This is a genomic window from Clostridia bacterium, assembly GCA_034926675.1.
GTDB lineage: Bacteria > Bacillota > DTU025 > DTU025 > DTU025 > JAYFQW01.
Genome location: JAYFQW010000006.1, coordinates 140358 through 153304, shown reverse-complemented (window position 1 = coordinate 153304; position 12947 = coordinate 140358). Strand labels below are relative to the sequence as shown.

Sequence of the window (12947 nt, the reverse complement as noted above, 5' to 3'; positions counted from 1 at the left end):
TCTGCGCTCTCACGGCTTTCTGGGTGGGCGCCGGTGAACATGCGGCGCATACGAATGCCTTTCGTCAGGGAGAATAGTGGCAGTTTCATGTGAGCCAACCAGAACAGGGGTGGGACTGCGCAATGAGCCTAGGAAGTCGGCGACTTGTACACGTGCTGGCAGCGATGGGCATCGCTGCCCTGATCCTCATCGCACCGGCCACGGCATTCGCCGAAACCAGACCTACGCTGTATTGGGGCACTAGCGGTGCGTCAGTGCGGCTTGCCCAGTGGAAACTGTCACAGTGGGGGTATTATCGAGGCGCTGTGGATGGCGTCTTCGGCACGAGAACCTCTCTCGCAGTTCGGGGATTCCAGCGGAAAAACGGGCTTGCCGCCGATGGGGTCGTTGGGCGGGCCACATGGCGCGCCTTGGGCTTCGGATTCACTGCCCCTGCACCGTCTGTGACCGCGCGAGCCTACGTAATGCCGTCTCGCGCCGCTTCAGTGGATCTCCTGGCCCGGGTGATTGCGGCAGAGTCCAGGGGAGAGCCATATAGGGGACAGGTTGCAGTGGGCGCTGTGATCCTGAACCGAGTGGCTGCATCGGGGTTTCCTCACAGTGTGTCGGCAGTGGTGTTTCAGCCACATGCACTTGAATCCGTGTCGAACGGACTGATATGGCGGCGAAGCCCGGACAGCGTTGCCTACAGCGCGGCGCGGGATGCGGTGAATGGATTCGATCCCAGCTATGGCTCGCTCTTTTTCTGGAACCCCTATAAACCAGTGTCGGGCTGGATATGGACGAGGAGAGTCGTAGTGCAGATAGGAAGGCATCTCTTCGCACGGTAGGCGAGAGAGGAGGGGTCATGATGACCAGGGTGAAGCGGCTAGTGGCGATCACGGTGCTTGCATGTGCAGTAACAGTGGCCTTCGCATGGAATCGCCTGCCAGGCGCCGACGCACAGGGTCGCGGTGGAAGTGGCGATCTGCTGGCGCGGCTGGTGACTGCGGAGGCGGAGGGCGAACCTTACCAGGGAATGGTGGCAGTGGCGGCAGTCCTATTGAACCGTGTGGAGAGCTCGAAGTTCCCAAACACCGTTCCGGGCGTTGTGTTCCAGCCGGCTGCGTTCGAATCGGTGTCGAATGGGCTCATATGGAGGCGTTCACCTAGCAACCAGGCCAGGTCGGCCGCACGTGATGCCTTAAACGGAGTGGACCCGACATACGGCTGCCTTTTCTTCTGGAACCCATCGAAACCCGTGTCCGGATGGATATGGGGCAGGGGCATAGCGGTGCGCATAGGGAAGCATGTATTCGCCCGTTAGGGCGGGAGGGAGAGGTGATCTCGAATGGCGGATGATTCAGCTGGAGCGCGCCGATCCGCGAACAATTGGCCATATGCGCTCTTGGTGTTGATAACCGTGGTAAGCCTGACGTATGGTTTTGCACAGATGAAGGCGAAGCAAAGGCTTGAGGTTGCAGTGGAGAACCAGTATTTCCATGCCTTCTACGATCTCCTGGGCAATGTTGACAATGTGCGCACCGCGATAGCAAAGAGCCTTGCCGCCGGCTCGCCAAGGCTTAGAGTCGGGGCGCTGTCCGACGTGTGGAGAGAGGCGTCGAATGCGCAGGCCAATCTGAATAGCCTTCCGGTATCCCAAAGTATCCTGGTAAGGACGTCCGCATTCCTCACTCAGGTGAGCGACTTCGCCTTTTCCACAGCGCGTAAGGCAGCGGATCAGCAGATGATGAGCGCAGAGGACTGGAAACGGCTGTCTGACATGAAGGCACAGTCTCAGGACCTGTCAAACGGCCTTTCCAAGATGGAAGCGCAGGCCGCTGCCGGGAAGGTCAGTTGGGTCCGAGTTGCGGAACAGGCGCGTGCGGGTGTCAGGAAGAGCGGGGGAGGGAATACAGGCGCGAAGCTCACTACGGCCGTCGATGGTGTGACAGACGGCCTCACCAAGGTGGACGAGCAGATTCAGACCTTCCCGACCCTGATCTACGATGGGCCGTTCTCCGACCACATCGAGGCCCGCAAACCCGTAGGGGTCACGGGCGCTCCAATAACGGCAGAGCAGGCCAAAGAGATCGCCATGCGTTTCGTCCCATTCGATGCCTCGGCTCACTCCGCGAAGGTTGAAGAGGAGGTCAGGAGCAAGATCCCCGCCTACAGGATACAGCTCGATGCTCCCAAGAACAGCGGAAAGCCGAACGCGGTAGTTGACGTGACCAAAGTGGGAGGCCATGTCACACTGATGAATGTTGCGAGGGACCTCGCGCCGAAGAAGCTGGATCTTGACGATGCCGTCAGCCGGGCGCATCAGTTCCTGGCGAAGGTCGGGATGGTCAGCATGACTCCGACTTTCGTCTCTGAGGCGGCAGACGCCGCGGTGATACCATTCATATATCAGCAGGGAAACGTGCTGGTCTATCCGGACCTGATCAAAGTGAAGGTGGCTCTGGACTCCGGCGATGTCATTGGCTACGATGCCACCGGCTACTTCATGTCTCACACGGCGAGGAAACTGCCCGAGCCGAAAGTGAAGTCAACAGAGGCCAAGGAGCTTCTGAGCCCGGGATTTGTCGCCAGTGATCCTGCCAAACTGGCGGTAATCCCTGTGGAGACAGTAGCGGCGCCGGAGGCATTCTGCTGGGAGTTCCACGGAACCTCCTACGGGGATGAGTTCTTTGTGTACGTGAACGCCGAGAGTGGCAGGGAAGAGAAGCTCCTGCAGATAGTGAAGACGCCTGAGGGGAAACTGACGATGTGATAATCGGCGTTTCTCGGGAGGACGGAGTGGCGGTCTGTCGAAATAGACACCCTCAGGATACCAGGGATAGAAGAACGCGGGGGTGTATGCACTGCCTGAACAGTATTTCACTGCCTCTCCCACGTCCGCTCATGAGGTAAGGACAGTATCTTACGTGACCAAAGGAGGACGTACGCTCAAGTTCCAAACGGACTCCGGGGTCTTCTCCAAAGGCCGGGTGGACCGGGGAACTGAGGAGCTATTGAAGGCAATCGAAGTGAGGGATGGCGAATCCTTCCTCGACCTTGGGTGCGGTTACGGAGCAGTGGGGATCGCAATCGCGGCAGCAGTGCCCAGTGCTGGAGTATGGATGGTCGACATAAACGAGCGTGCATGCGGACTAGCGAGGCTGAACGCCGAGAGGAACGGCGTGGGCCGCGTGGTAGTCGCTTGCGGAGATGGGTTCGCTCCCTTTGAAGACAGGCGGTTCGATGTGATCGCTGCCAATCCGCCGATACGCGCCGGGAAGGCTGTGGTGCACAGGCTTGTGGAGGAGGCGCACGACCGGCTGAAACCGGGTGGTCGCTTCTACGCCGTCGCCAGAACAAAGCAGGGCGCAGGATCCCTTCGGGAGTTCATTGTCGGTATCTATGGATGTGCGGATGAGCCGGAGATCGGCGGCGGGTACAGGGTCATAAGGGCTGTTCGGTGATTCGCTGCGGGGCCCGGTTGGCGCCGGGATTCCGCTGAGTTGGCATCCGCTGGAGTGGTGTGGCATATCCTCTGAGTGGCGCGGGACGCGAGCCCAGCGCCGCCGGAGGTCTGCGGTGTGAGACGCTCAATAATGGAAAGATTGATCCCCATACAGGCGGCAGCGTGCATAGGGGCGGTCGTGATATTGAGCGCCTTCGCCTTTTTCCTGGCCACTCGGGCGGTGATGGTCTTGGCTCCGCTGCGGGATGTAGTGTGTGGCCGGACTGTGGCCATCGATGCAGGGCATGGAGGGCCTGACTCCGGCGCCCGTGGAAAGACGGGGATCAAGGAGAAGGAGATCAACCTCCACATTGCCACAGAGCTGCGGACGATGCTGAACAGAGTCGCTGTGTACACAGTCATGACGCGCGACGATGATCATGACCTCATGGGCAACGGCGAGAACAACAGCAACCCCGATAAACGTGCCGAACTGGCCAAGAGAGCGGCCTTGGTCAACGCTGAGAAACCAGATATCTTCGTCACCATACACTCGAACGCTTTCCCCGAACCGCAATGGTCCGGGGCGCAGACCTTCTACAACCCCGTCTCCGAAGAGAGCAGGAAACTGGCCGAGCACATACAGGCGGAGCTAGTTCGGCGTCTTGGCCCGAATACCAGGCGCGCCAGACCCGCCGACATGTACCTGCTTCGGAAGGTGGCTGCTCCATCTGCGCTGGTGGAGGTCGGATTTCTCTCGAATCCTCGTGAGGAACGGCTTCTCTCTGATCATGCCTACAGAGTGAGAGTGGCAGATGCCATACACCATGGCATTGTCGCATATCTGATGACCGCCGCGGACAAGGCTGCATCGGCGCCGGATGGCGCCGGTGTGGGGGATGAGTGGGGGCTTGTGCACAAAGTGGGAGTGGATGGCCCAGTAGACATCGGAGGCACTGAAGACGCCGAGGGCGTTTTGGGCGCGCCCAGTGCTGCTGGCGCTCACAATGCGCCTGTTCAAGTCACGCCGGATTCGATGGTTCTGTATTTCGGCGGTCCCACCAACTTCGAGGACTCGCTTATGCCAGAGGTGAGAGAGATTCCCGGCCTGCGCAGCATGGAGCGAACTCGGGCGCTCTCTGCCGCCATGGGGGCGCTGATCGCTGGGCCTGGGAGGGAAAGCATACTTCAGCCCACGATCCCTAAGGGGACGGTTCTAAGGTCAGTGCGACTCCAGGGCGACACGGCCTTTGTCGACCTAGGCGCTGAGTTCGTCGCGAACCACTGGGGCGGAAGCCGAGGCGAGGAACTCACGATCTACTCCATCGTGAACACGATGACCGAGTTCCCATACGTGAAGAAGGTAGTGCTGCTTGTGGAGGGGAAGCTACTGGATACTATCTCCGGACACGTAGAGATCGAGGGACCTCTCGAACGCAATCAGTCGATTGTCCATTTCCGATCATAGGCGTTCCGAGAGGATTAGGGGCGGGTCATGCAGAATAGCTATCCCTGACATGCGGCGGATCAACCGCTGCGGCCTGGAGGTTGTGGCACGTGGAGCTTCGGGTGGCGGGCGGCAGGCGGCTCGCTGGGCATGTAGGCGTGGGGGGCAGCAGAAACTCCGCCCTGGCAGTGATGGCAGCCTCTCTTCTGGCGGAAGGCGAAACAACCATAGACAACGTTCCGGACAATGGGGATGTCAGGCTGATGGGGCAGATCCTGCAGGGAATCGGGGTGGGCGTCAGGCGGAGCGATCCCCATGTTCTCCAGGTGCGCGTACGCAGGCTCATCCATCATGAACCCGATTACGAGCTGAGCAAGATGATCAGAGCATCGAGCCTTCTCATTGGGCCCATTCTGGCCCGAACGGGAAAGGCGAGGGTGGCTATGCCCGATGGCGAGCAAATCGGCCCGCGGCCTATGGATCTGCATCTCAAAGGAATGAGAGCGCTTGGAGCAGATGTGGCCGTGGAGCACGGATACGTGGCTGCAAGCGTGAGCCGCCTGTCTGGCGCCAGGATATACCTGGATTTCCCGAGCGTCGGCGCCACCGAGAGCATCATGATGGGCGCCTGCCTCGCAAAGGGGACAAGCATTATCGAGAATGCCGCCAAGGAGCCCGAAGTGGTTGACCTCGCGAACTTCCTCACGTTGATGGGCGCCGCCATCCGCGGCGCGGGAACCGATGCAATAAGGGTCGACGGGGTCGATTCGCTGTCTCCGGTAACCTACAGCGTGATACCAGATAGGATAGAGGCAGCCACCATCTTGTCGGCGGGGCTGATCACCAGGGGAAGGGTTAGAGTCATGGACGTGATTCCCACCCACCTCGATTCAGTGTTGTCGAAGCTCGCGGAGATGGGCGCCGAGCTGGATATCGGACCTGACTACGTTGAGCTCGCCATGGCAGGGCCCATAAGAGCGTGCGATACGAAGACAGGACCGTACCCGGGATTCCCCACCGACATGCAGCCGCAACTGTCGGCGGTCATGTCTCTCGCCGCTGGAGTCAGCGTGCTCACCGAGTCGGTGTTCGATAATCGCTTTCTCCAGGTGGACGAGCTGAGGAGGATGGGCGCGCTCATGCGCCTGGAGAGCAGAAGCCTGATCATCGAGGGCATCGAGAGGCTCACAGGAGCTATGGTAAGGGCTGTCGACCCGGCAACGGGCGCAGCGCTAATCCTGGCCGGGCTTGCGGCGGAGGGTGAGACTTCACTATCAGGGGTGGAACAGATTGACCGATGCTATGAGGGCATCTGTGGCAAGCTGAACCGATTGGGGGCCTGCGTGAGCAGGTTTGGGGCCACACATGCTTCCGCCGTGGGAGAGGAGAAGTGAGTATGGGGGAACTAGTTCTGGCTGCTCTTTCACCTCATCCGCCCATCATAATCCCTGAGGTGGGCGGGAGCGAGACGCCCAAGGCGAGCCGCACTGTGCAGGGCATGAAGGCGCTTGCGACTGCGGTTGCAGACGCTGCGCCTGATACTGTGGTGGTGATATCCCCCCATGGGCCCGTGTTTGCTGACGCCATAGCGATAACCGGGCTACCGCGGATCAGCGGGGATTTCTCACAGTTTGGCGCGGACGTGTCTCTCTCGTTCGAGTGCGACTTGGATCTGGCGCGGTCCGTGGTGCATCATGCCGAGGCAGCCGAAGTGTCGTGTGTGCTCCTTGATGAGCGGGCCATGATTCGCATGAGAATCCCAAGGAAGCTCGACCACGGGACCCTTGTGCCCCTCTCATACATCTGGGAGCATTGTCGAGAGTTCCGTCTGATCCCCGTGGCCATGGGGGTGGGCGCTCCGAACGAGCTCTACAGTTTCGGAATCGCACTCCGCGAGGCGATTGAGGCGGGATCGGGCCGAGTTGCCGTGATTGCCAGCGGCGACCTGTCCCATGCGCTCGCGCCAGGGGCGCCTGCAGGCTACAGCCCTAGGGGAGCCCAGTTCGATTCGCTGGTGGTGGAGGCACTCTCCTCAAGGGACGCAGCAGCTTTGGCAGGGCTCGATGACAAGCTCGTGGCCTCCGCCGGTGAATGTGGACTGCGCGCCATCTTCATGATGCTTGGCGCCATTGATGGCCTCGATGTGATCTCGGAGGTTCACTCTTACGAGGGGCCGTTCGGGGTCGGATACGCGGTTGCCACATTCCGTCCATCCGGGCAGAGTGAAGCCAGTAGAGCAGGGGAGCTCAACAACGCTCTCCATCTGAGGGCTGACGCACGCAGAAGATCGGAATCCGCGCATGCGGCGCTCGCCAGGAATGCCGCGGAGGCGTACGTTGTTAGGCGTCAGGTAATTGATGCTCCTGACCCTCTGCCAGCCAACATGCGGGGCCGCGCGGGTGTGTTCTGTTCCATACACAAAGGCCGTGAACTGCGCGGATGCATCGGCACTACAGAGCCGATGCAGGCATGCATTGCCGAGGAGATAATCAGCAATGCGATATCCGCCGCAGTCCGTGACCCGCGGTTCGAGCCTGTGGCGCAAAGGGAACTGGCGGACTTGGCTTACTCAGTGGATGTACTCTCAGAACCTGAGGATATAGATGGGCCAGAGGAGCTAGACCCTGCCAAGTACGGGGTGATTGTGCGGCGTGGAGACCGTGTTGGGCTCCTCCTGCCGGATCTCGACGGGGTGGACTCTGTGGAGCAGCAGGTATCGATTGCTCGCCGTAAGGCGGGCATCGGTCCGGGTGAGCCTCTTCAGTACGCCAGGTTTGAGGTGAAGCGCTACGAGTAGAGAGGCGATGTACGCTTCTGTCCGGGAATCCAAGGGCGAATGCAGGTTGTGCCCGCGCGGGTGCAGGTTCCGTGAAGGAAGTGTAGGGGCGTGCCGAGCGCGGGCCATGGTGGGTGGACGGATAGTCTCCCAGAACTACGGGGCAGTCACATCCATATCCATTGATCCTATTGAGAAGAAGCCGCTCTATCATTTCATGCCGGGTTCAGGCATCCTCTCTATCGGAACCTACGGATGCAATCTAGCCTGTGAGTACTGCCAGAACTGGGAGATATCGCAGCGGGCGGCGAGATCCAAGCAATTCACCCCTGAGGAACTCACGGAACTCGCGCTCAGTGTGGGCGAGCAGTCGGTTGGGGTCGCCTACACATACTCAGAACCCACCGTGTGGTACGAGTTTGTGTACGACTGCGCAGCACTGGTCCACGAGGCAGGGCTCCTTAACGTGTTGGTGACAAACGGCGAGATAAACCCGGACCCGCTGGCAGAGCTGATTCCCTTGATTGATGCTGTGAACATCGACCTCAAGGCGTTCACTGAAGAGTACTACCGCACGGTGTGCGGAGGGTCGCTTAAGCCTGTTCTGGATACGATTCGCTGTTGGCATGAGGCTGGTTGCCATGTGGAACTCACGACTCTGGTGGCGCCGGGGCTCAACGATTCCGAGCAGGAGATGAGCGAGCTTTCCTCGTGGGTGGCTGAGCTCTCCCCCGAGATACCCCTGCACATATCCAGATACTATCCGAACTACAGGATGACGGCGGCTGCCACTCCAGTGGAGACTCTTGAGCGGTGCGCAAAGGCGGCCAGGGAGCGTCTGAACTACGTGTACATAGGAAACGCGGATGTCCTGGGAGGAAACGACACGGTCTGCCCGGACTGTGGTGAGCTGCTCATAGAGCGGCGCGGGTATTCTCATGTTGTGGTGCACCTGGCGGAGGCGGCCTGCCCCAGATGTGGCAGAGGCATTCCGGTGCGGCTCGATTCAGCCGCGTGCGCCCATAATCAAACCTGAAGGTGGTGCATCGATGACTAAGGTGACAGGACTGCTCCACGATGAGCTGGGGCGAGGCTTCTCAGGAAGGGACTTCATTTCCATTCATGACTTCACCACAGAGCAGATCATGCGCGTTATGGACGTTGCTGCGCTGCTCAAGGCTGAGCAGAAGGCCGGGGTGTCCCACCATGTGCTGAAGGGAAAGACCCTGGGGATGATCTTCCAGAAAGCGTCCACCCGGACGCGCGTTTCCTTCGAAGTGGCAATCTGGCAGCTAGGTGGGTACGGCCTCTTTCTCAATGCCAACGATCTTCAGCTTAAGCGGGGAGAGACTATCGCCGACACAGCGCGAGTGCTCTCGCGGTACCTAGACGCCATCATGATCAGGACCTACGCTCACAGCGATGTGATCGAGCTTGCCAGGGAGGCGTCGATACCGATTGTCAATGGCCTCACCGACTTGCTTCATCCGTGCCAAGTGATGGCGGACCTGTTCACAGGGATGGAGAAGAAGGGCGATCTGAAGGGGCGCAAGCTTGCCTACCTTGGGGACGGGAACAACGTGGCGCACTCGCTGATGTACGGTGGCGCGAAGATGGGAATGCACGTAACATGCGGATGCCCTGAAGGATATGATCCGAACCCGTCGGTGGTGGAGGCCGCCAGGGCCGACGCCGCCGCGACTGGGGCCCGCATTGAGATTGTGCGCGATCCGCGCGAGGCAGTGTCAGGCGCCGACATCCTCTACACCGATGTGTGGGCGAGCATGGGTCAGGAGCATGAGCACGACAGACGTGTTCGAGATCTTGCATCATACCAGCTGAACATGGATATCGTCGATCATGCGAAGCGAGACTGCATCGAGATGCACTGCTTGCCGGCGCATCGCGGAGAGGAGATCACCGACGAGGTGGCCGATGGAGCTCATTCCGCCCTCTGGGATGAGGCTGAGAACAGGCTGCATGTGCAGAAGGCGATTCTGGCTCTAGTGATGAGCTAAGAAGCCCTGCTGCTATGTGTGGGCGGGGAAGGGCGCGCGCCAGGCGCGCCTCCCCGCCTCGGAACGGCTTTCCTTCTTCCTTTTTCCTCCTCAATGGAATAACCGGAGGGTATGTCCACTCCCCCCACAAGTTACACGCCGCAAACACGCATTTACGTGCAGGAACGTCCCGCTGAGGATCGAATTGATACCCCAGAACAGGTGATGGCGAATCACTCGTCCCTGCTCTAACCGGTACAACTATGCCATGGGCGTGGAAACGGGAGCGAAAGGAGGTGCCCCCCCAATAATCCCGAGAGGACATGCCATTGGCGCAACACATCGCACTCGTGCCAGAGGGGCGTGCGGCAGAAAACATGAACACTTCCGTGGGCTCCGAGGCCAGACGCAGCACACGTCGCACCAAAGTAAGCAGCAGACATGACCAGATGCAGTAAGAAACGAACAGCCGCAGAACAGACGCAACAGCAAACGAAGGAACCCAGGGGGGAAAACAGATGAAGAGACTAGCAGTAATACTCGCAGCACTGATGATCACAGCATTCGCATTGCCTGTCTCGGCCGCGCAAGTCAGCCTAGGCGGCAACCTCAAGGGAGAGGTATGGTACGATTTCGGGAAGGGTCCGGGGCTCACTACCGATCTCGACCTCGCCCTTAATGTTGGACTCGTTGGTGGGCAGACGGTCAAGGGCGTCATCAAACTGAAGCCCATCGAGTGGACGTTCATGTCCGAGACGGGCAAGACCGTCGCTTCAGTAGTGAACCCAGTAGGCGCCATAGCCATCGACACCGCCTACCTCGAGGCAGTGGGACCATACTGGCTAGGCGGCCCGGTGGTCGCCACCAGGCTCGGAGACCTTCAGATCGAGTACTCTCCGTATATCCTCGACACCAAGATTCTCGATGGAGTGTCGGTCTCGGGAATGAACTTCGGGCCCATGGCGATCGACGGATTCTACGCATGGGACGCTGGCGTTCCAGTGCGCGGCGCCCACGCAGCGGGCAGGATCTCAGGAGTTGGCCTCGATGCCGCGATTGCAAAGATAGCGAATGACGAGTACAACTACGTGGTGAGCGCAGCCGCTACGCCAATCTCGAACGTGGCGATCGAAGGAATCTATGCTGGCCAGACAACTACCAACTCAAGCGCACTTAGGATCGGCGGCGCCTTCGGGCTGCCCTACGGGATCACCGCAACGGCCGGCTACAGGCGCACCGCGACTGAGTTCGATCCCAAGTACAGGCTCGGAGGAGAGGACGATCCTCTCCTAGGCGAGCACGGAGTAGCGGCCATCACAGGAGCTGTATCCACTAACGTCCGCGGGTTCGGAATCGTGGTCGACGGTGAGATACTCGGCGCCGACAACGACGGCAAGCTCGATGATGAGCGCTCTATCGGCGCCTCCGTCGCTACCAACGTCATGGGCTTCGGACTATCGGCGAAGCACCGAATCACTCAGAACCTCGCGGCTGAGACCGTCACCAACAAGACCGGGCTGGGAATCGCCATGGCTGAGCGTGAGGTCATGCCTGCTATCCGAATGGCTGCCGACTACAGCATGACTGTCACCAACTTCTCCATCCACGACGTAAGGCATGTGGCCCACGCATCGGTCTCATCAGGCATCCCTGCGCTCAGCGGAGTTCGCCTCTCGGGGCTTCTCGACACGAACCCTGCCCCAGACGCGAATGGCCAGCCAACTCCAGGCCGGGAACTCAAGGCCGAGTACGGCGCGCCGAACGGTGTGACCCTAGGTTACACCTACAACAATATCGGCACTAACAAGGTCTTCGCCGGCATGGAAGTATCGTTCTAGTATCCCGATCCAGGGATTGCCGGTTGATGCCGACATGCCATGGATTGAATGGATGCCGATCGAAGCGCAACCGATCAACGAGGAGATCCGGTGAGAACCGGATCTCCTCGTTGCCTCATGCTCTCTTCCCCGGGTCCGTTCGTTCCCATCATAGACCGTACGGAATTCGTATCCGCTGCCCTGCGTACAGCCCCGTGCTCATCAGGGTGTTCAGGTCCACTATCGCCTCTTCGCTGGTTCCGAAGGCGGAGGCTATTCCCCATAGGGTATCGCCTTCCTGGATGACATATTCCGGGCTCGCTGTCCGCGCATGCTCGGAAGATCTGGGCCCTCCGGGAATCCGGAGCCTCTGGCCCACGTACAGGTTCGTGCTGGTCAGGTTGTTCGTTGCCATGAGTGCCTGCACTGTCGTGCCCTTCCTGCGCGCGATCAGGAACAGGGTGTCGCCTGGCTGTACAATGTAGTCAACGCCAGTGGTTGCAGACGCCGCGGAGAACCCCGGGACTGTCAGCACCTGCCCCACTGACAGGGCGTCGCTCACGAGAACGTTAGCACTTCTCAGCGCGTCCACAGTGGTTCCAAGCTTGCGCGCTATCAGGAAGAGAGTGTCGCCCGGTTGGACGATGTAGGCGCCCTGTGTGGGCGTGGGTGCGGGAACTCCGGCGTAGACCACTACCGGAGTTCCCACGTACGCCTGTCCGAAAACGGCCTCCACATCCGGGGTGTACATCCTCACACAGCCGTTCGACACCGAGTGCCCGATCGACTGAGGTTGGTTGGTCCCGTGAATGCCATGCCCCACCCTAGTGAATCCCATCCATCTGGTTCCGAATACTCCACCTGGGTTCAGAGCCTTGTTGAGCACCATCCAGTTGCCGCTAGGCGTAGGAGTGGATGGCTTGCCGATGGCCACTGGATAGTGCGCGATCTCCACACCGGCTTGCTGGAGAGAGAGTCGACGCTGTGCAAGGCTGATGCGGAGCGACAGTCCCTGCCGCATTCCCGATGACGGCGAACCGCTCTCAACCCCAGACTGGCTTGGGTCAGGTGATTCTCCCGGACTGCCGCTGACGCCGGAGGGGGCTGCTCCGGACGCGGCCCTTGGTTCAGAGGGGCAGCAGGAATCCGCGGGAAGCGGGAGCCCATCGAAAAGGAGACGCCATGTCTCTGCATCGACTATTCCCGTCTCAGGAAGGCCGACACTCGCCTGGAACTGTCTCACAGCCAACTCAGTCCTGATGCCGAATATGTTGTCGACTTCTCCGAGGGGAAATCCCCTGAAGTGCAGTTGCTCCTGGACATTGCCAACAGGAATGACGTTCATGCCTCGCATGAGGACGAGGGGCTTGCAGTCAGCCAAGGGCCATCACCACCTCTAGATTTGCTGACCCATTATACGCAGTTGGGAGCGATATCGTTGAAGGATTCTGAAGGGCCATGTCGAATAGCGCCAAATGGCAGG

11 protein-coding genes are annotated in these 12947 nt (G+C 59.9%); 10 read left to right on the top strand and 1 reads right to left on the bottom strand.

Annotation, left to right across the window (positions count from 1 at the left end; genetic code table 11):
• Positions 1-122: 122 nt before the first annotated feature.
• The 10 genes from sleB (at position 123) to VB144_02985 (ending at position 11485) form a co-directional block, all read left to right on the top strand.
• The gene (gene sleB, locus VB144_03030) at positions 123-830 is read left to right on the top strand and encodes a spore cortex-lytic enzyme (protein MEA4882630.1); all 708 of its coding nucleotides are present in this window, start codon (positions 123-125) and stop codon (positions 828-830) included.
• Positions 831-850: 20 nt separating this feature from the next.
• Positions 851-1306, top strand: a complete 456-nt coding sequence (locus VB144_03025; GenBank protein MEA4882629.1) for a cell wall hydrolase — start codon at positions 851-853, stop codon at positions 1304-1306.
• Between the two features lie 24 nt (positions 1307-1330).
• On the top strand, positions 1331-2755 hold the full coding sequence (gene ypeB / locus VB144_03020; GenBank protein MEA4882628.1) for a germination protein YpeB: 1425 nt from the start codon (positions 1331-1333) through the stop codon (positions 2753-2755).
• An 82-nt stretch (positions 2756-2837) separates the two neighbouring features.
• The gene (locus tag VB144_03015) at positions 2838-3446 is read left to right on the top strand and encodes a methyltransferase (GenBank protein ID MEA4882627.1); all 609 of its coding nucleotides are present in this window, start codon (positions 2838-2840) and stop codon (positions 3444-3446) included.
• A 117-nt stretch (positions 3447-3563) separates the two neighbouring features.
• A complete protein-coding gene (locus VB144_03010) occupies positions 3564-4895 on the top strand; it encodes an N-acetylmuramoyl-L-alanine amidase (GenBank protein ID MEA4882626.1) in 1332 nt (443 codons plus the stop codon).
• Between the two features lie 89 nt (positions 4896-4984).
• Complete coding sequence (murA, locus tag VB144_03005) at positions 4985-6268, top strand: UDP-N-acetylglucosamine 1-carboxyvinyltransferase (protein MEA4882625.1); 1284 nt, start codon at positions 4985-4987, stop codon at positions 6266-6268.
• A gap of 2 nt (positions 6269-6270) precedes the next feature.
• Complete coding sequence (amrA, locus tag VB144_03000; GenBank protein MEA4882624.1) at positions 6271-7671, top strand: AmmeMemoRadiSam system protein A; 1401 nt, start codon at positions 6271-6273, stop codon at positions 7669-7671.
• Between the two features lie 7 nt (positions 7672-7678).
• The gene (amrS, locus tag VB144_02995; GenBank protein ID MEA4882623.1) at positions 7679-8686 is read left to right on the top strand and encodes an AmmeMemoRadiSam system radical SAM enzyme; all 1008 of its coding nucleotides are present in this window, start codon (positions 7679-7681) and stop codon (positions 8684-8686) included.
• A gap of 13 nt (positions 8687-8699) precedes the next feature.
• Positions 8700-9668 (top strand): ornithine carbamoyltransferase, encoded by a 969-nt coding sequence (argF, locus tag VB144_02990; GenBank protein MEA4882622.1) that lies wholly within the window; start codon positions 8700-8702, stop codon positions 9666-9668.
• 497 nt (positions 9669-10165) lie between these two features.
• Positions 10166-11485, top strand: a complete 1320-nt coding sequence (locus tag VB144_02985) for a hypothetical protein (protein ID MEA4882621.1) — start codon at positions 10166-10168, stop codon at positions 11483-11485.
• 148 nt (positions 11486-11633) lie between these two features.
• Here VB144_02985 and VB144_02980 read toward each other — a convergent pair whose 3' ends face one another.
• Positions 11634-12845 carry a LysM peptidoglycan-binding domain-containing protein gene (locus tag VB144_02980; GenBank protein MEA4882620.1) on the bottom strand — a complete coding sequence of 404 codons (1212 nt, stop codon included), beginning with the start codon at positions 12843-12845 and terminating at the stop codon, positions 11634-11636.
• Between the last annotated feature and the right edge of the window lie 102 nt (positions 12846-12947).